The sequence below is a fragment of the Kutzneria viridogrisea DSM 43870 genome, assembly GCF_000525635.1.
Classification (GTDB): Bacteria; Actinomycetota; Actinomycetes; order Mycobacteriales; family Pseudonocardiaceae; genus Kutzneria; species Kutzneria viridogrisea.
On record NZ_CP007155.1, the window covers coordinates 9,317,926 to 9,335,844 of the forward strand.

A 17,919-nucleotide genomic window follows, 5' to 3' on the forward strand; every position below is an offset into this window, starting at 1 on the left:
TTAGGCGGGGTGCTGACCGCCCTCACCGCGAAGTTCGGCGCGCATCCTGAGGCGCTGCTCACGGCGCACGCGCAGGCCCGCGGACAGGCGGGCGCTCAGGCCGCGGAACAGCACCATGGCCAGCGGCATGGCGAGCACCAGGCCGACGGCCAGTGCGATCAGCAGCGGCACGTGGGCGAGGGCCAGCACAGCGGTGATCACCGCGAGCAGGCCCACCCGCGCGGCCGTGTAGAGCGCGAGGTCCCGGCCGAAGCTGCCGGTGTCCTGCGCTGCCTCGGGTGTGTCGGTCACGGTTGCCCAGGTTACTCGGCGCGCGAGGCCAGCAGCGCCCCGGCGACCTCCTCGGGGCTGTTGGGGCGGCTCTCGAACCGGGTGGAGAGCACCACCGTGGTGTGGGTGCGGGCCACGCCGTCGATGCGGCGCAGCCTGCCCAGGGTGCGCTCCAGGTCGTCCACGGTGGCGACCCGCACCTTGACCACGAACGCCTCGTCACCGGCCACTGCGTAGCAGGACTCCACCTCGGGCAGCCTGGCCAGTGCGGCGGCCACGTCGTCGTCATCCCCGGTGTCGGAGGGGTGGATGCCGACCAGCGCGGTCACCCCGAGGCCGACCAGCCTGGGGTCGACCACGGCGTGGTAGCCGGTGATCACACCGGCTCCCTCCAGCTTGCCCACCCGCTCGTGCACGGCGGAGGCGGACAGGCCCACCTGCCTCCCGAGCTCGGCGTAGGTGGCGCGGCCGTTGGCGCGCAACGCGGCGATGATCTGGCGGTCTAGGGCGTCCACACACCTAGCCTAGGGGCTTGGCGCGCGGTGTCCGAAGCGCGGTTTTCGTCCCTTACTACCTCTTTACCATCAGCCAAGTGTTCGAGTACCCACCGGGTGGGATGACACGATGCGACCGGAACGTCGGAACCAGCCCGTACAGGAGGTCGAGAGTGACAGCGACCGTGCAGCACCCCCGTCAGCACGCCGGCGAGCGTCTGCTCACGCCCGGCGAGGTGGCCACCCTGTTCCGGGTCGACCCGAAGACCGTGACGCGCTGGGCGACCGCGGGCCGGATCGGCTCCATCCGCACGCCCGGCGGCCACCGCCGCTTCCGGGAGTCCGAGGTCAAGACCCTGCTCGCCGAACTGACCACCGAGGCCACCGAGCCGGTACGCAACCCCTGAGCCACCCGGCCCACGGCCGCCCGCAGCCTGCTCCTGGCTCGGGCGGTCTTGTCGTTCGTCCCAGTCGTGACCTTCAGCGGCTACCCTCGTGAAGTGCAACCGGGAGGTGGCGGATGGTCTACCTGCTCGCATTGATCGGTGCGATCACCGTGGGAGTGCTGCTGTGGCGCGCGTTCGGGCCCGACCAGGTGCGGGTGGGCTCGCGAACATCGCGGTCCGTCGCGCCTGACGACGACCCCGACTTCCTGCGCAAACTCGGTGAGCAGACACGCCGCGACAAGGACGGTCCCGACTCCGCACCCTGATCGCGGCGACACGGCGGTGCGCACCGCGCGGGTTCAGCGCGCGCGACCGGCCTCGTTCGGGAAGTCGTCGGCCACGGTGGCGGCCAGCTCGAGCAGCGCGAGGCGGGTGTCCGGGCCGAGCCTGTCCAGCTCGATCTCGGCCCCCTCCTCCAGGTGCGGGTCGAACGGGATGCGCACCACGGCGCGGCAGCGGGTGGAGAAGTGCTGGGACAGCTTGTCCAGGTCCACCTTGCCGGACTTGGGGCGCACCGAGTTGATCACCGCGACGGAGCGCCGGACCAGGTCCCGGTAGCCGTGCGCCTCCAGCCAGTCGATGGTGGCCGACGCGCTGTTCGCGCCGTCCACCGAGCCCGAGGACACGATCACCAGCGAGTCGGCCACGTCCAGCACCCCGGCCATGGCCGAGTGCATCAGGCCGGTGCCGCAGTCGGTGAGCACGATGTTGTAGAAGTGCTCCAGCAGGTCGATCGTGCGCCGGTAGTCGTCCTCGCTGAACGCCTCGGACACGGCCGGGTCCTGCTCGCTGGCCAGCACCTCCAGGCGGCTCGGCCCCTGCGAGGTGTAGGCGCGCACGTCGGAGTACCGGGTGATGCGCTTGGCGTCGCGCAGCAGGTGCCGAACGGTGGCGGTGGTCTCCAGCGGGATCTTCTGGCTCAGCGTGCCGCGGTCGGGGTTCGCGTCCACCGCGATCACCCGGTCCCCGCGCAGCGAGGAGAAGGTGGAGCCGAGCGTGGTGGTGGTCGTGGTCTTGCCCACGCCGCCCTTCAGGCTCAGCATGGCGATCTTGTAGCACCCGCGCAGCGGCTGGTTGATCCGCCCGATCAGCTCACGGCGGCGCAGGTCCGCGGGGCTCTCACCGAGGTTGATCAGGCCGCCGGAGACCGAGTGCAGGGTGCGCCGCCAGCCGGTCTGCGGCGGGCGCTTCTGCTGCTTGATCAGCTCCTGGGCGGACAGCCCGTTGCCCGCGGCGTGCCTGCCCTGCTGGGGCTGCTGCTGGCCCTGGGACGGGTACTGCTGGGGGTAGAGCTGCTGCGGGTACTGCTGCTGGGGCTGCTGTTGCTGGGCGGCCTGGTCCACGTAGTACGAGCCGGAGGACGCGGGGTCCACCGGGTACGGACCGGACTGGCCGCCACCCACCTGGTAGGGCCCCGACTGCCCGCCGCCGACCTGGTAGGGCCCCGACTGGCCACCGCTCACCTGGTACGGACCGGACTGGCCCCCGCCGACCTGGTAGGGGCCGGACTGGCCGCCGCTCACCTGGTACGAGCCGGAGGCTGAGGGATCAGGCGCCTGCTGCCCCTGGTTCTGGACGGCCTGCTCCTGGCCAGGAGCCTTCCACGGCTCCGGGTCGTCATAACGTCCAGTCACCGCTGGGGTCCTCCCTGCGAAGCGGATCGAGACCTCCCCGTCCGGTGACGACGGTAGTGGGCCACACCGGCAGGGTCGACACGGGGTGTCAAGTCGTGATCAGGCTCAGGCGACGCCGGCGTAGGAGTGCAGCCCGGAGGTGACCAGGTTGATGAAGAACAGGTTGAACACCATGGCCACCCAGGCCACGACGTTGATCACGGCGGCGCGGTTGCCGCGCCAGCCCGCGGTGGCCCTGGCGTGCAGGTAGATCGCGTACACCACCCAGGCCACGAAGGCGCAGGTCTCCTTGGGGTCCCAGCCCCAGAACCGGCCCCAGGCGGACTCGGCCCAGATGGCCCCGCAGATCACCCCGAAGGTGAACAGCGGGAAGCCCAGCACGGTGACCCGGTAGGCGAGCCGGTCCAGCACGTCCGCGGCGGGCAGCCTGGCGGCGAGCCTGGCGAAGCGGCCCGGGTTCTGCTCGTGCGCGTTGCGCAGCAGGTACAGCACGCTGGCCACCCCGGCGACCAGCAGCATGCCGCTGGACACGGCGATCACCGAAACGTGGACCACCAGCCAGTAGGACTGTAGCGCGGGCTGCACGGGGGCAGCGGTGCTGTAGAGGGCGGTGCCGCCGAGGAAGAGCAGGATCACGATGGGCAGCAGCACGAACGCGCTGAGCCTGCGCAGGTCGAACTTGCGGGCCAGCACCAGCCAGGTGACCACGGCGACCAGGCAGATCGCCGAGTCGTACTCGTACATGTTGCCCCACGGCACGCGCTCGGTGGCCAGCCCGCGCAGCAGGACGGCGGCACCGTGCAGCAGGACGCCGAGCACGTTCAGCGCCATGCCCATGCGGCCGATGCGCTCGGCGCGGCTGATCCCGCGCTCCGGGGGCAGCGCGCGCGGCCCCTCGGTGACGACCGTCTCGCCGCCCGAGGCCACGGCGATGACCAGTTCCCGCTCGCGCTGCCGCTTCGGCTTGGTCATGCCCTGTTCGACCAGGTAGAAGGCCATGGCCAGCACGTAGATCACGACAGCGGAGGCGTAGGCCCAGTCGCTGTAGCGGGCCAGGGTCTCGTTGACCGGCATCAGGTTTCCTTCCCCGTCAGCAGCTCCGCGGCGAGCCTGGTGAACTCCTCGCCGTAACCAGCCTGATCGGTGCGGGCCAGGCCACCGACCTCGACAACGGTACGTCCGCCCGGCTCGTCCTCACCCGCGGGGGTGACGCGGACCCACACCCTGCGGCGCTTGATCGCCAGCGAACCGGCGAGCCCGACCAGCACCAGTACGGCGAAGACCAGCACCCAGGTCTGGGTCGGGTCGTGCGAGACCTGCAACTGCGTGAACTGCTCGGCCTTGTCGAAGCGGATCTTCGTGCCGTCCTCGAGCTTGACTTCCTCGCCGGGCTTGAGGTTCTTGCGCACCTTCTTGACCAGCCTGCCCTGGTCCACCATGGACTGGTCGATGCTGTTCAGGTTGTGGCTCAGGCCGGAGTTGTTGCCCAGGTCGCCCTGGTAGACGTCCACGGCAACGGCCGGGTCGTTGGGCGCCGGGTACTGCGAGGACAGCACGGTTCCCTGGTACGCGGCGGTGGGCGCGAACAGCCCGGTGATCGCGATCTGGTGCTTGCGCAGCTCGCCCTGGTCGGTGGTGTCCGGCGGGTCGAAGGTGGTGGTGCCCGAGGACAGCAGGGTGGTGCCGTCGGCGGGCGGCCACGGGGTGACCTTGGTGCGCTGCTCGCCGTTGGGGAAGGTCACCGTGAAGACCGGGGCGTAGCCGTGCCCGAGCAGGTACACCCGGTCCCCCGCGGTGCGCAGCGGGGAGTTGACCTGTAGGTCGTAGGGGCGCCAGGTGCCGGTGGCCAGGTCCTCGCCGGACTGGTAGTCCACGTCGGCGTGGAACTTGTCGGCCTGCCCGGTCGGCAGGTAGGTGGCGGCGAAGCTGTTGACCCGCACGCAGAACGGGTCCAGCTGGGTGCCGTCCACCTTCAGGCCGGGGTGGAACTCGTCGTAGGACAGCACCCCGGAGTTGCAGAACTGCGTGCCGTTGGCGACCACGGCCACCTGGCCGTCGTAGCTGAACAGCTTGCCGATGGCGAAGGACACGACCAGGCCCAGCAGGGCGAAGTGGAACACCAGGTTGCCGGTCTCGCGCAGGTAGCCGCGCTCGGCACTGATGCTGCGACCGCCGTCCTCCTCCTCGCGCACCACGGTGCGCCAACCGCGCAAGCGCTTGCGTGAGGCCTCGACCACCTGGTCCACGTCCAGGTCCACCGTGCCGCGGGCGTGGTGCGGCAGCCGGGCCAGGTTGCGCGGGGTGATCACCGGCTTGGCCGTGGACTGCCTCAGGTACTCGAAGGTGCGCGGGGTCAGGCAGCCCACCAGCGAGATGAACAGCAGGAAGTAGATCGCGGAGAACCAGACGCTGGAGTAGACGTCGAAGAACTGCAACCGGTCCAGCAGGCTGCCCCACCAGCCGTGCTCGTTCAGGTACTGGGTCACCTTGAACTGGTTGAGCTGCCGCTGCGGCAGCAGCGCGCCGGGCAGCGCGCCCAATGCCAGCAGGGCCAACAGGATCAGGGCGGTGCGCATGGCCGTGAGACCGCGCCAGGTGTTGCGCAGGAACGCCAGCAAGTCGCGGATCTTGGCCCCCATCTACAGCGGCACCGAGGAGTCGGTGACGAGGTTCTGCTGGATCAGGGCGACCAGCTCGCCCCACAGGCCGGTGACCAGCAGCACGCCCACGGCGATGAGCAGCACCCCACCGGTGAGCTGCACGGCCCGCACGTGCCTGCGCACCCAGCCGGTGACCCGCACGGCCCAGCGCGCGCCCATCGCGATGAGCACGAAGGGCAGGCCGAGTCCCAGGCAGAACACGAGCATCAGCAGCAGCCCGCGCAGCGCGAGCGGGCCGATCGGCGTGCCCGCGGTCAGCGAGAGCACCCCGCCCAGGGTCGGGCCGATGCACGGGGACCAGCCCAGCCCGAACACCGCGCCCAGCAGCGGGGCGCCGAGCAGGCCGAGCCGGGGTGTGCGGTGCGGGCGCAGGTCCTTCTGCAGCGCGGGAACCAGCCCGACGAAGACCAGCCCCATGCCGATCGTCACCACGCCGCCGATGCGCTGCAACAACTCCTGGTTGAGCAGCAGCAGATCGGTCAGCCCGAACAGGGTCACCGTGCCGACCGTGAACACCACGGTGAAACCGAGCACGAAGAGCAGGGCTGCGCCGACGACGCGCCAGCGCCCCGATTTGGGCACCTCGCCCTCGGCGACGGCCGGTGCCTCGGCGCCGACCAGACCGGCCAGGTAGGCCAGGTACCCGGGCACCAGCGGGATGCAGCACGGGGACGCGAAGGAGACCGCACCGGCCAGCAGCGCCACTGCGGCGGCCAGCACCAGCGGCCCCGACGCGGCCAACTGCTCCAGCGAGGTCACTCTGTCGAGGGTAGGTAGTGGTCCAGATCACCGCACGACCGGGTCCGTTCCGCGCATTCACCCACCCGTTCGTGCGTCATTCGTACAGCGCCGTCCCGGTTATTCCGATTGGGCATTCGGTTGTCCACCGGGGAGCGGGTCAGAATGCGAAGAATGCTGGCTTTTTGCGCTGCTTTGACCTTGTGCTGCGCATTGGCGCCGAACGCGCAGGCGGCCACGAGATCGGTCGACGCGCACGTGCCGTCCCAGGCGATGGGCTACGCGGTCCCGGTGCGGCTGCTGCTGCCACCCGACTGGTCGGCGAACTCCGCGCGGACCTGGCCAATGCTGTTCCTGCTGCACGGTTCCGGTGACGACTACCGCGCGTGGACCGAGCACACGGACGTGGCGTCGCTGACCGCCACGACCGAGGCGATCGTGGTGATGCCCGAGGCGGGCAAGTGCGGCAACTACTCGGACTGGTGGAACCAGGGCCGCGGCGGCACACCTGCCTGGGAGACCTTCCACCTCACCGAACTGCCGCACTACCTGCGCGAGCACTACCGCGCGAACGACCAGATCGCCGTGGCCGGGCTGTCCATGGGCGGTTTCGGCGCGATGACCTACGCGGCCCGGCACCCCGACCTGATCCGCGCCGCCGCCAGCTACTCCGGGGCGGTCGACCCGCTGGACTTCCCGGACGCCACCAAGGCGATGGGCCTGCTCTGCCCCGGTTCGATCTGGCAGAACCTGTGGGGAGACCCGGCCGTGCCCGCGCAGCGCGAGCTGTGGCAGCAGCACAGCCCGCCGCTGCTGGCCGGGAACCTGCGCCACACCACGCTGTTCATGTCCTCGGGCAACGGCAAGGCCGGGCCGCTGGACCCGTGCTGCGCACTGCTGGACGACGGCATCGAACAGGTCGTGCACGCCGAGTCCACCGTGCTGCTGAACCGGTTGGACGAGCTGAGGATCCCGGTCACCAAGGACTTCTACGGCCCCGGCCGGCACAACTGGGCCTACTGGCAACGGGAGTTGCACCGCTCGCTGCCGATGCTGCTCCACGCGATCGGGGTGTCCTGAAAGTGCCGTATGAGACATCTGATGTCTCATACGGCACTTTCAGGACATGGGGGCTCAGCCGGTGACGCTGGGCTGGCCATTCTCCACGTGGCCGCTGAACCGGCGCAGGAAGCCCGCGTCGAGGTCGGCGGTGACCGACAGGTCGTACCAGCCGTTGCCGTAGCTGAGCACGTTCCAGTCGTCGCCGGTTGCCTTGCCCGGCTGCACGGTGTAGGTCCACGGCCCGTCACCGCGGTAGTGGTTGGCCTTCACGGTGAACTTCACGGCCTTGCTGCCGCTGTTCTGCAAGGTGAGCCGCAGCTTGTGCTCCGCGGTGTAGGTCGCGGTCACCTCGACGCCGGAGGTCGCGGCGTTGGAGTTGGCCTGGTACTCCCAGCGCCAGCGGTTCGGGCCGTGCACCGCGATGCCGATCTTGGCGCCGTTGAGCTGAGCGTTCCACGTGTCGGTGACCTGCTTGCCCGCGGGCACGTCGTAGAACCAGGGCCCGTCGCCGCGGCCGTCCGCCCGGTAGGCGCACAGCTGCACGTCGGCGCTGCCCTGGTTGGTGAACGTGGTGGTGACGGTCTTCTTGTCCGTGCTCAGGGCGAAGGCCACCAGCGGGGCGTAGGGCAGCGGACGGGCGGGCCGGGTGCCCGCGTCCTGCACCGGCACGACCTGCTTGCCCACTGCGGGCGGCTTCACCGCGGGCAGCTTGGTCTGCGTGTCGTCGGCCTGCTTACGCAGCTTCGCCGTGTCCGGCAGGGTCGGGATCGAGGTGTTGCGCTGCGCGAAGTCGAAGCAGCTGGTGAGGTCCCCGCAGATGGACCGGCGCCACGCGGTGATGTTCGGCTCCTGCACCCCGGTCCACTGCTCCAGGAAGCGGATCACCGAGGTGTGGTCGGCCACCTCGGAGTTGACCCAGCCGCCCCGGCTCCACGGGGAGATCACGGTCATCGGCACGCGGGCGCCGAGCCCGATCGACTTGCCGCTGATGTACTCGCCCGCGGTGCCCGAGGGGGCCATCGGCGGCGGCACGTGGTCGAAGAAGCCGTCGTTCTCGTCATAGTTGATCAAGACGACGGTGGACTCCCACAGCTTCGGGTTGGCCCACAAGGCGTTCAGCACGGTCTGCGTGTAGACGGCCCCGTCCACCGGCCGGGCCTCGGGGTGTTCGCAGTAGCCGTAGGGCGCCACCACCCAGGACACCTTGGGCAGCGACCCGCTCTTGCAGTCGGCCACGAAGTCGGACAGCACGTGGCTGACGTCCTTGCCCTTGCCCGAGTCGGCCTTCCAGTTGTTGGCGCCGAACACCTTGGCGCGCTGGGACAACTCGCTGTTGTAGTCCTTGTGGTAGGCGTCGAACAGCCACAGCGGGTTGTCCCCGTAGTCGCCGACGAACGGGTGCGAACCGTTGTCGCCCACCTCGTCGTTGGCGTAGACCTTCCAGGAGATCCCGTTGGCCTGCAAGCGTTCCGGGTAGGTGGTCCAGCGGAACACCGGCTTGTAGTCGGCCGGGTTGTAGTTGGCCGGGCCGCCCGCCTTGCCGTCGGCGTCGATGGTGCCGGTGAACAGGTAGAGCCGGTTGGGCGTGGTCGGGCCCTGCACCGAGCAGAAGTAGTGGTCGCACAGGGTGAACGCGTTTGCCAGCGCCCGGTGGAACGGGATGTCCGCGTCGGTGAAGTAGCCCATGGTGTTCTCACCCTTGGCGGCGATCCAGGCGTTGTTGGCCCCATCGGCCATCGCCTGGTGCTGGTCGTCCCAGCCGTGCCCGAGGTCGCCCATGTCCTGGCCGTCCACCTTGGCGGTGTCCACGTGGAAGGGCAGCAGGTACTTGCCGTCTGAGCGCCCGCCGTCGTACTGGCGCAGGATGTCCAGCCCGTTGGGCTGCACCACGGCGGACCGGTCCCCGAAGCCCCGGACCCCGCTCATCGTGCCGTAGTAGTGGTCGAAGGACCGGTTCTCCTGCATGAGCACGACCACGTGCTCGACGTCCTCGATCCGGCCGCGCAGGCGAGGCTGGGCCAGCGCCTCGGCCATGCCGGGTGCGAGCGAGCCCAGCGCACCGGCGGTGGCGACGGTTCCGGCTACTCCGCCGATGAACCGGCGACGGGTCACTCCGGGCGGGAGTTCGGGCATGGTGGGGCCTCCATCCGTGGTGGGTGGCACGGGCTGGAGGGGACTATAGGTGAGCGATTGTGCGCGGAAAACCCGTCATAAGAACGGAAACAATCAGCAAACTTCGGCCTACTTCTCGGCGAGCAGCGCCTTGACCTTGGCGTTGAGCTGATCGGGCTTGACGGGCAGAAGGGACACCCAGGCCACCCGGTGCTGGCGGTCGAGCACCAGCGTGGTGGGCGTGGTGGTGCGCGGATAGCCCTGGAGCACCAGCAGGGAGCGGGCGGGCGGGTCGAAGATGGACGGGTAGTCCAGGCTCTGGTTGTGGTAGAAGTCCCGCGCGGCGCCCTTGTCGTCGCGCACGTCCACGCCCATCACCTGCAACCCGGCGGCCTTGTTGTCCGCGTAGAGCTTCTGCAACTCCGGGGCCTCGGTGCGGCAGGGCCCGCACCAGGAGCCCCAGATGTTGACCACGACCACCTTGCCCCGGTAGTCGCTCAGCTTCACCTGCTTGCCGTCCTCCAGCAGGCTGTCCCCGGACAACTCGGTCAGCGCCTGCCGCTGCGTGCCCTCGTAGTCGATCGTGGTCTGCCCGCCGGGCGCCACGAACTGGAAGCCGCCACCGCCGCCGAACTGCGCGGCGTCCTTGCCGGTGGAGCACGCCGTCAGCGCGGCCACGGCGGCCACGGCCAGCACCAGTGCGCGCCTCATGCGCCGGTCACCCGCGCGTTGCTCGTGCCAGCGGGCTCGCTGTAGGAGATGCGCACCAGCTGCTCGTCCTCGAAGGTCAGGCTGGTCAGCGAGGCCAGGGAGCACTGCCGCTTGCGCGGGTCGTGCCACATCCGCTTGCCCTCCAGGAACCGGCGCACGGTCCACACCGGCAGCTGGTGGGACACGCACACGGCCTCGTGCCCGGCGGCGATCGCGCGGGCCCGCTGCACGGCGCCCAGCATGCGGTGCGCGATCTTCAGGTACGGCTCGCCCCAGGACGGGGTGAACGGGTCGCGCAGCTTGGGCCAGTGCTGCGGGGAGCGCAACGCCCCGTCGCCCACGGCCACCTTCAGGCCCTCGAACTGGTTGCCCGCCTCGATCAGCCGGTCGTCGGTGGCCAGCTCCAGACGGTGCGAGTCCGCGATCGGGGTGGCGGTCTGCTGCGCCCGCTCAAGCGGGGAGGCCACGACGTGCACGATGTCCCGGTCCGCCAGGTGCTCGGCCACACGCAGGGCCTGCTTCTCACCGAGCGTGGACAGCCGGAACCCGGGCAGGCGGCCGTAGAGGATCCCGCTGGGGTTGTGCACCTCACCGTGCCGCATGAGGTGGACGACGGTGGTGGTCACTTGGCGGCCTCCGGGGCAGTGGCGGCAGCGGCAGCCGCGGCGGCGTGCGGCAGGGCCTGCTCGATCACCTCGAACGCCTCGTCGTCCATGGCGGCGTTGACGAACCAGGCCTCGAACGCGCTGGGCGGCGGGTACACCCCGCGGGCCAGCAGCGCGTGGAAGAACGGCGGGAAGCGCCAGGTCTGCGCGGCCTGGGCACCCGTGTAGTCGCGGACCGGCTCCTCGGTGAAGAACACGCTGACCAGGTTGCCCGCGTACTGCACGCGGTGCGCGACGCCCTCGGCGGTCAGCGCCTCGGTGAACAGCTGGCCCAGCTTGCGCGCGTTGCGGTCCAGCGCGCGGTACACGTCCTCGTCGGCGGCCTGGAGCGTGGCCAGACCCGCCGCCACGGCAACGGGGTTCCCGGACAGCGTGCCCGCCTGGTAGACGGGGCCCTCGGGCGCGAGCCTGGACATCACCTCGGCCCGTCCGCCGAAGGCCGCGGCGGGCAGCCCGCCCGACATGACCTTGCCGAAGGTGTAGAGGTCGCCCGCGACACCCTCCAGGCCGTACCAACCGGCGGCCGAGACCCGGAAGCCGGTCATCACCTCGTCGATGACGAGCAGCGCGCCCTGCGCGTGGCACAGCTCCAGCAGCGCGGCGTTGAAGCCCGGCTCCGGCGCGACGGCCCCCATGTTGCCCGCGGCGGCCTCGGTGATCACCGCCGCGATCTCGCCCTGGTTGGCCGCGAACGCGGCACGGACCGCCTCGATGTCGTTGTAGGGCAGCACGATCGTGTCGGCGGCCTGCGCCCCGGTGACCCCGGGCGTGGTCGGCAGCCCGAGCGTGGCCACCCCGGAGCCCGCCTGCGCGAGCAGCGCGTCCACGTGCCCGTGGTAGCAGCCCGCGAACTTCACGACCTTGCGGCGCTCGGTGAAGCCGCGCGCCAGGCGGATCGCGCTCATCGTGGCCTCGGTGCCGGAGTTGACCAGCCGCACCCGCTGCACCGGCTCGACCCTGGCGATGATCTCCTCGGCCAGCAGCACCTCGCCCTCGGTGGGCGTGCCGAAGGACAGGCCGTACTGGGCCGCCTTGCGCACCGCGTCCACGACCTGCGGGTGCGCGTGGCCCAGGATCATCGGCCCCCAGGAGCTGACCAGGTCCACGTAGCGGTTGCCGTCGGCGTCCCACAGGTGCGGGCCCTCGCCCCGGACCATGAACCGGGGGGTGCCGCCCACCGAGTGGAAGGCCCGCACCGGGGAGTTGACCCCACCCGGCGTGGCCTGCGCGGCCCGTGCGAACAGTGCTCGCGAGGATTCGACGCTGGTTGCCTGCTCGGTCGTCACACCCCCAGTCTTGCAGCGCCCCGCCCGCCCCCGCCGCCCCGGGGCACCCCGCTGTGGCCCACATCGCGTGTCGGCGCTCGCGGTACCGCGTGTCGGCGCTCGCGGTACGCCGTGTTGCGCCGACACACCGCACGGGAACGTCCGACACGCGGGTCACCAAGCGCCGACACGCGCCGGGCTGGGGTGAGTCCCGCTCTGGGGTGCGCGAGTCCCGCCCTGAGGTCGGCGAGTCCCGGCCAGCGGAGCGTGAGTCCCGGCCTGACTCCCCCACCCCTCGCCCCGCCTCTTCGCGCCGGTCCCGCGTCTTCGCGCCGGTCTCTGGACCGCGGGCCCAAGATGATCACATCTGTTCAGTGATCATCGTGGGACAAGGGAAGAGACCGGGTCAGAGCGAAGACGCCGCGCTCCGGAGGAGCGCCAAGAGCGAAGCGGGCACAGCCGTCCCCGACCGAGTCCACGCCCGCTCGGGAGAGCCCGCGTCTTTCCAGCGGGCGACCCGAGCAGCCCCGCAAGCGCCGACACGCAGTCAGCCCGGAACTCACACCCCTCAGAACGGGACTCACACCCCTGAGCCCGGGACTCGCATGCCTGCGAGCGGGACTCGCGCTCCTGAGCCCGGGACTCGCGTGTCGCTCAGCCGGACTCCGGCAGCAGGACGCGGAAGGTGGCCCCGTTGCCGGGCTCGGTGTCCAGCTCCACCCGGCCGCCGTGCGCGGCCACCAGCGCCGACACGATCGCCAGCCCGAGACCCGTGCCGCCGTTCTGCCTGCTGCGTGCCGCGTCGGCCCGGTAGAACCGCTCGAAGACCCGGTCGGTCTGCTCGGCGGACAGCCCGGGTCCCTGGTCGGCGACCTCCAGCACGGCCAGCCGCTCCCCGTTGACGCCCTGCCTGCGCAGCCGCACGTCCACCGGGGTGCCCGCGGGCGTGTGCGTCAGCGCGTTGCTGACCAGGTTGCCCACGACCTGGCGCAGCCGCGCCTCGTCGCCCAGCACGGCCAGTTCGGCACCGGAGTCCTCGTCCGCACCGGAGGAGGTCTCCAGTTGCAGGCCGATCCGCCGGTCCGGGTCGAGCACCCGCGCGTCGTGCACGGCGTCCACGGCGATCACCGCCAGGTCCACGTGCCGCTGCTCCAGCGGGCGCTGCTGGTCCAGCCTCGCCAGCAGCAACAGGTCCTCGACCAGCAGCCCCATCCGGGCCGCCTGGTCCTCGATGCGGCGCAGCACCTCCGCCACCTCGGTGGGCGAGGTGGCCGCGCCCTGCCGGTACAGCTCGGCGTAGCCGCGGATGGAGGTCAGCGGGGTGCGCAGCTCGTGCGAGGCGTCCGCGACGAACTGGCGCATCTTGCTCTCCGACCGCTTGGCGGCGGCCTCGGAGTTCTTGCGCGCCACGAACGCGTCCTCGATGCGCTCCAGCATCACGTTGAGCGCGTTGGCCAGCCGCCCGACCTCACTGCCCGGCCTGCGCACCGGTACCCGGCGGGACAGCTCACCCGTGGCGATGACCTCCGCCGTGGACTCGACCTCCTCCAGCGGGCGCAGACTGCCCCGGACCAGCGCGTAGCCCAGTCCGGCGACCAGCAGCAGCGCGCCGATGCTGATCAGCAGCGAGTTGATCCGCAGGTCGTTGACGGCCTGGTCCAGGTCGCCCTGGTCGGTGCCGACGATCAGTTCGGTGCTGCCGACCTGGGTGAGCGCGATCCGCCAACGCAGCCCCGAGTCGTCCTGCGAGCCCACGGTCATCGCCTTGCCCGGCTGCATGGCGCCCAGTGGCGGGAACAGCGGGCGGGCCGTGCCCACCTCGCTGGGCGCCAGCAGGTAGCGGCTCTCCGTTGGCGTGCGCATGTAGGCGAGGCTGCCCAGCATGGGTGGGCGAGGGCGTCCCCCTCGGGCGCCGCCCGTCCCGCGCGGGAGCGGCTGCTGGTCGCGCAACTGGCGCTCGTAGAACAGGCTCTGCCCGCGCAGCTTGGTGTCCGTCTGGTCGAGCAGGTAGTTCTCCAGCACCTCGGAGCTGATGATCCACGCGCCGAAGAGCGCGACGGCGACCATCAGCACCAGGCCGGCCACCAGGTGCACCCGCAGCGGCAGCCGGCCGAAGGCGTCCTTGGTCAGCTTGACGGCTCTCACGTGGACTGCCGCAGCACGTACCCGACACCGCGCACGGTGTGGATCAGTCGGGGTTCCACGTCGTCCACCTTGCGGCGCAGGTACGAGATGTAGGACTCGACCACGCCCGCCTCACCGTTGAAGTCGTAGTGCCACACCTGGTCCAGGATCTGCGCCTTGGACAGCACTCGGCCCGCGTTGCGCAGCAGGTAGTGCAGCAGCTTGAACTCCGTGGGCGAGAGCTGCACGAGGCGGCCCGCCCTGCGCACCTCGTGGCTCTCCACCTCCAGTTCCAGGTCCGCGTAGCGCAACCGGTTGTCCGGCGGCTCGGGCTGGGCCTTTGTCCTGCGCAGCACCGCGTTCACCCTGGCGATGACCTCCTCCAGGCTGAACGGCTTGGTGACGTAGTCGTCCCCGCCGATGGTCAGGCCGGTGATCTTGTCCTCGGCGGCGTCGCGCGCGGTCAGGAACAGCACCGGCACGCCCTTGCCGCCCGAGCGCAGCCTGCGCACCACCTCGAAGCCGTCCCGGTCGGGCAGCATCACGTCGAGCAGGATCAGGTCGGGCCGCTGGCGCTCGACAGCCCGCAGCGCGTCGGTGCCGGTGGCCGCGGTGTCCACCTCGAACCCCGCGAAGCGCAGGCTGGCTGCCAGCAGTTCGCGGATGCTCGGTTCGTCCTCGACGACGAGCAGCCTGCTGCGTTTGGTTGGCTCGGCCATGTGCACATCCTCCACGGAGGGGCAAGTGGCCTCGACGGGTGTCACCCGGACGCCGGGCGCTGCGTGATGGTCTGCGCGCTCACCGTCCCGTCCTGACCGGGTTGTCCCTGCACCACGACCTGGCTGCCCTGGGTCAGATCGGACAGCGAGCCGGGCTTGCTGACCTCGACCTTGGTCGACTCCGAAGTGGACACCTTGACCAGGGTTCCGTTGGGCAGCTTGACGTACACGGTGGTGCCGTCCACGTGGTCGACGGTGCCCGCCGTGCCGCGCCCGAACCCGCCGCGGCCGTTCTGACCGCCCTGACCGCCGGGGCCCTGCTGGCCACCCTGGCCGCCGGGACCGCCCGGGAACTGCCTGCCGCCGTACTCGCCGCGCGGGTTGCCCGACGGGGCGGAGGTCGCCTTGCCCAGCCACACGCCACCGCCGAAGGCCGCCAGCACCAGCACGGCGACACCCAACCCGATCGTCAACTTGCTGACGCCCTGCTTCGGCGCTGGCGGCGGCGGGGGGCTCAGCGGCTGCCCTTCGCCGAACGCGAAGGCCGCCGCCGGCGGCTCGGTGGCGGTCGCCCCGGGCTGGGGTTGCACCGCGGGCTGCTCCGGGCTGGGCTTGCCGCCCGCGGGCTGCTGCTCGGACACGTCGTCTCCTGTGCTGTTCTCGTCGAGCGTCACCGGGTCGGCCCGCCCGTGCGACCGCCGCCACCCGTGCCGCCACCGCCGCCGAAGCCGCCGCGGGCGCCGCCGCCGGTCAGCCCCCGGTTGGAGGTGGCGGTCGGCAGTTCCTGGCCCAGGTCGGCGAGCACCACCTGGTCACCGGCCTGGAGTCCCCCGGTGACCTGGGTCAGCGCCGAACCGGTCACGCCCAGTGTGACCCGGACCTGGCCGGTCTGTCCGTCGACCAGCTTGGTGACGAAGCTGAAACCGCCGACCGAGTGCACGGCTGAGGTCGGCACGGCGACAGCGGCCTGCGCCGAGCCGAGCGTGATCGACACGGTGGCGGTGGCCCCGGCGAACAGGGACTGCCCGGTGCCCTCCAGCGAGATGGTCACCGGATAGCTGGGCGCACCGCCCGAGGTGGTGCTGGACAGCGCGCCGACCGAGGTCACCTTGCCCCTGATCGGGCTGCTCGCGCCGTCCGGGGTGATGCTGGCCTGCTGACCGGGCTTGACCTTGCCGACCTGCGTGTCGTTGACGGCCGTGGTGACCTGGGACGCGCCCGCGCCGAGCACCACGACGTGCGCCTGCGCGGAGGACTGCCCGGCGACCAGGCTCACCTGTGCGACCGTGCCGTCGATCGGGCTGACCAGGTCGGCCGCGGCCAGGTTCTGCCGCGCGGCGGCCAACTGCGCGCTGGCCGCGTCCAAGGAGGCCTGGTCGGCGGCGATCTGCTCGGCACTGGCCGGTCCCTGCGACTGGCCACCGGAACGGCCCGCGTTACCGGAACTCGTGCTCGCGGGGGTGTTCACCGCGCTGACGGCCTTGCCAAGGGCCTGGGACAGCTTGGTCTCGGCATCGGCCAGTGCGCGCTCGTCGGTGGCCGTCTTCGTCTGGGCGTCGAGCACCTGCTGCAACAGGGCCGAGCAGTCGTTGACCTGGCTCTGCTCGGGTGGTGCGTGCTGGTCACCCAGCGCGGAGACCACCGTCGGGCAGGAGGCTTTGGACTGCTTCACCGCGGCGCTGACCAGGGTCAGGTCGGCGTCCACCTGCTGCTGGGCCTTGCGCACCGCGTCCTGGCTGTCGCCGAGCCCTTTGACCATTGTGGACAGTGCGCTGCTGGACGAGGACTTCGGCGCGGTGCTGGCAACCGTGGTCTGGCTGTTCTGGTCGGTGGCGAGCTTGGCCTGCGCAGTGGCCACAGTGGACTGTGCCGAGCTGACCTGACCGGCGAGCGTGGTCGTGTTCAGCTGGGCCAGCAACTGCCCGGCCGTCACCTTCTGCCCCACGGCGACGGCCACCGAGGCGACCTGACCGGCGACCGGGAAGCCGACCGTGGCCTGGGAAACCGGCTGGATCGTGCCGGTGGCCTGCAAGGTGTCCGTGACGGTCGCCGGTGCCGCCGCCACGCTCCGGTAGCTCGGCGAGCTGGGCTGCGTCGAGGCCCACGCGACCGCGGCGCCCGCCACGAGCAGCACCGCGACTCCGCCGACGACGAGTTTGGGGCCGCGCAGCCAGCGGCGGTTCTTGCGCTCAGCCACCGTTGCCCCCATTGCCACCGCGGCGCCCGCCCTGACCGAACCCGGTGTTGCACCCGTTCGGCCCCGGCTTGCTGACGGTGATCGACTTCGCGGTGATCGCCCCCGTGTCGTCGGCGGTGCCGAAGGCGGCCACGCAGACCCCGACGACCACGGCGCTGGAGTTGGCGCTGACCGTCTTGGTGAAGGTCGTCGCGGAGTCCACCGTCACCGCGGTGTCCACGGCGGGGCCGCCTGCCGGGCTCGTGCCGTGCGTGGTGAACCCGTTGGCGGACACGGCGCTGACCGTGCCGAACGCGCGGCCTGCCGCCGAGGGCGAGGCGCTGCCGCTGGGCCTGGGCTGGCGGCTCGGGTCGGGGGTCCGGCTCGGGTTCGGCGTGCGGCTCGCACCGCCGTTGCCCGGGACCCGGCAGCCGCTCGTACCAGCCTGGGTGATCGTGACCGACTTGGCCGTCAGCGGCTGGCCCGCGACGGCAGGACCCGTACCGGTGACCTCCACACAGGAACCGGCGGTGACGTCCCGCAACGCGCCGGACACGGTCTCGGTGAACGTGGTGCTGTCGCTGAAGGTCACCGCTACCTGGCCATTCTGCGGGTTCTGCACCTGGGCGGTGGACCCGGTGACGGCGGCGACCGTGCCGAAGGCCCCGGGCCGGGTGCCGCCCTGCCCCGGCCCGCGCGAGGAGCTGGGTGCCTGGGTGCCGCCGGAGGGCGTGGCCGACGAGCCGCCACCGCAGGCGGCGAGGGTGACGGAGAGCGCGCCCGCGACCAGCACCAGGCCGGACCGTCGTGCTGCGGGGTGAAGGGACATCGGTGGGCTCCAGG

18 protein-coding genes are annotated in these 17,919 nt (G+C 71.2%); 3 read left to right on the top strand and 15 right to left on the bottom strand.

Annotated elements, in window-relative coordinates; genetic code table 11:
- Complete coding sequence (locus tag KALB_RS40900) at positions 1-291, bottom strand: DUF4229 domain-containing protein (RefSeq protein ID WP_025361471.1); 291 nt, start codon at positions 289-291, stop codon at positions 1-3.
- Between the two features lie 11 nt (positions 292-302).
- The gene (locus tag KALB_RS40905; RefSeq protein WP_025361472.1) at positions 303-785 is read right to left on the bottom strand and encodes an Lrp/AsnC family transcriptional regulator; all 483 of its coding nucleotides are present in this window, start codon (positions 783-785) and stop codon (positions 303-305) included.
- 152 nt (positions 786-937) lie between these two features.
- On the opposite strand from KALB_RS40905, the gene KALB_RS40910 reads away from it, so the two are divergent.
- Together KALB_RS40910 and KALB_RS40915 are read left to right on the top strand one after the other, a co-directional pair.
- Positions 938-1,171 carry a BldC family transcriptional regulator gene (locus KALB_RS40910; RefSeq protein ID WP_025361473.1) on the top strand — a complete coding sequence of 78 codons (234 nt, stop codon included), beginning with the start codon at positions 938-940 and terminating at the stop codon, positions 1,169-1,171.
- A gap of 113 nt (positions 1,172-1,284) precedes the next feature.
- Positions 1,285-1,476 (top strand): hypothetical protein, encoded by a 192-nt coding sequence (locus tag KALB_RS40915; RefSeq protein WP_025361474.1) that lies wholly within the window; start codon positions 1,285-1,287, stop codon positions 1,474-1,476.
- 33 nt (positions 1,477-1,509) lie between these two features.
- Here KALB_RS40915 and KALB_RS40920 read toward each other — a convergent pair whose 3' ends face one another.
- The 4 genes from KALB_RS40920 to KALB_RS40935 form a co-directional block, all read right to left on the bottom strand.
- Complete coding sequence (locus KALB_RS40920; RefSeq protein WP_148309847.1) at positions 1,510-2,844, bottom strand: MinD/ParA family ATP-binding protein; 1,335 nt, start codon at positions 2,842-2,844, stop codon at positions 1,510-1,512.
- Between the two features lie 105 nt (positions 2,845-2,949).
- On the bottom strand, positions 2,950-3,918 hold the full coding sequence (gene ccsB, locus KALB_RS40925) for a c-type cytochrome biogenesis protein CcsB (RefSeq protein WP_025361476.1): 969 nt from the start codon (positions 3,916-3,918) through the stop codon (positions 2,950-2,952).
- Entirely contained in the window at positions 3,918-5,483 is a 1,566-nt protein-coding gene (resB, locus tag KALB_RS40930; protein WP_042221357.1) for a cytochrome c biogenesis protein ResB, read from the bottom strand. Before resB ends, ccsB begins: the two co-directional genes overlap by 1 nt.
- On the bottom strand, positions 5,484-6,263 hold the full coding sequence (locus KALB_RS40935; protein ID WP_025361478.1) for a cytochrome c biogenesis CcdA family protein: 780 nt from the start codon (positions 6,261-6,263) through the stop codon (positions 5,484-5,486). It lies immediately after the preceding gene.
- A gap of 252 nt (positions 6,264-6,515) precedes the next feature.
- On the opposite strand from KALB_RS40935, the gene KALB_RS40940 reads away from it, so the two are divergent.
- On the top strand, positions 6,516-7,322 hold the full coding sequence (locus KALB_RS40940; protein ID WP_051913391.1) for an alpha/beta hydrolase: 807 nt from the start codon (positions 6,516-6,518) through the stop codon (positions 7,320-7,322).
- A 54-nt stretch (positions 7,323-7,376) separates the two neighbouring features.
- Here the strand turns inward: KALB_RS40940 and KALB_RS40945 are convergent, their stop codons facing one another.
- The 9 genes from KALB_RS40945 to KALB_RS40985 form a co-directional block, all read right to left on the bottom strand.
- On the bottom strand, positions 7,377-9,437 hold the full coding sequence (locus KALB_RS40945; protein WP_025361480.1) for a phosphocholine-specific phospholipase C: 2,061 nt from the start codon (positions 9,435-9,437) through the stop codon (positions 7,377-7,379).
- 108 nt (positions 9,438-9,545) lie between these two features.
- On the bottom strand, positions 9,546-10,127 hold the full coding sequence (locus KALB_RS40950) for a TlpA family protein disulfide reductase (RefSeq protein ID WP_025361481.1): 582 nt from the start codon (positions 10,125-10,127) through the stop codon (positions 9,546-9,548).
- The gene (locus tag KALB_RS40955) at positions 10,124-10,729 is read right to left on the bottom strand and encodes a histidine phosphatase family protein (protein ID WP_030111487.1); all 606 of its coding nucleotides are present in this window, start codon (positions 10,727-10,729) and stop codon (positions 10,124-10,126) included. Before KALB_RS40955 ends, KALB_RS40950 begins: the two co-directional genes overlap by 4 nt.
- A gap of 20 nt (positions 10,730-10,749) precedes the next feature.
- The gene (hemL, locus tag KALB_RS40960) at positions 10,750-12,078 is read right to left on the bottom strand and encodes a glutamate-1-semialdehyde 2,1-aminomutase (RefSeq protein WP_025361483.1); all 1,329 of its coding nucleotides are present in this window, start codon (positions 12,076-12,078) and stop codon (positions 10,750-10,752) included.
- A gap of 633 nt (positions 12,079-12,711) precedes the next feature.
- On the bottom strand, positions 12,712-14,202 hold the full coding sequence (locus KALB_RS40965) for a sensor histidine kinase (protein ID WP_051913392.1): 1,491 nt from the start codon (positions 14,200-14,202) through the stop codon (positions 12,712-12,714).
- A complete protein-coding gene (locus KALB_RS40970; protein WP_030111489.1) occupies positions 14,199-14,900 on the bottom strand; it encodes a response regulator transcription factor in 702 nt (233 codons plus the stop codon). Before KALB_RS40970 ends, KALB_RS40965 begins: the two co-directional genes overlap by 4 nt.
- A gap of 41 nt (positions 14,901-14,941) precedes the next feature.
- Entirely contained in the window at positions 14,942-15,541 is a 600-nt protein-coding gene (locus KALB_RS40975) for a DUF5666 domain-containing protein (protein ID WP_025361485.1), read from the bottom strand.
- A gap of 29 nt (positions 15,542-15,570) precedes the next feature.
- Positions 15,571-17,097 (bottom strand): efflux RND transporter periplasmic adaptor subunit, encoded by a 1,527-nt coding sequence (locus KALB_RS40980; RefSeq protein ID WP_025361486.1) that lies wholly within the window; start codon positions 17,095-17,097, stop codon positions 15,571-15,573.
- Positions 17,090-17,905 carry a DUF5666 domain-containing protein gene (locus tag KALB_RS40985; protein ID WP_148309848.1) on the bottom strand — a complete coding sequence of 272 codons (816 nt, stop codon included), beginning with the start codon at positions 17,903-17,905 and terminating at the stop codon, positions 17,090-17,092. The genes KALB_RS40980 and KALB_RS40985 overlap by 8 nt, the downstream gene beginning before the upstream one ends.
- Positions 17,906-17,919 lie beyond the last annotated feature (14 nt).

Coding starts and splice junctions, on each gene's coding strand:
- KALB_RS40915 (WP_025361474.1), top strand. CDS start 1,285: ATGGTCTACCTGCTCGCATTGATCGGTGCGATCACCGTGGGAGTGCTG.
- ccsB (WP_025361476.1), bottom strand. CDS start 3,918: ATGCCGGTCAACGAGACCCTGGCCCGCTACAGCGACTGGGCCTACGCC.
- resB (WP_042221357.1), bottom strand. CDS start 5,483: ATGGGGGCCAAGATCCGCGACTTGCTGGCGTTCCTGCGCAACACCTGG.
- KALB_RS40940 (WP_051913391.1), top strand. CDS start 6,516: ATGGGCTACGCGGTCCCGGTGCGGCTGCTGCTGCCACCCGACTGGTCG.
- KALB_RS40945 (WP_025361480.1), bottom strand. CDS start 9,437: ATGCCCGAACTCCCGCCCGGAGTGACCCGTCGCCGGTTCATCGGCGGA.
- KALB_RS40950 (WP_025361481.1), bottom strand. CDS start 10,127: ATGAGGCGCGCACTGGTGCTGGCCGTGGCCGCCGTGGCCGCGCTGACG.
- KALB_RS40955 (WP_030111487.1), bottom strand. CDS start 10,729: ATGCGGCACGGTGAGGTGCACAACCCCAGCGGGATCCTCTACGGCCGC.
- KALB_RS40970 (WP_030111489.1), bottom strand. CDS start 14,900: ATGGCCGAGCCAACCAAACGCAGCAGGCTGCTCGTCGTCGAGGACGAA.
- KALB_RS40985 (WP_148309848.1), bottom strand. CDS start 17,905: ATGTCCCTTCACCCCGCAGCACGACGGTCCGGCCTGGTGCTGGTCGCG.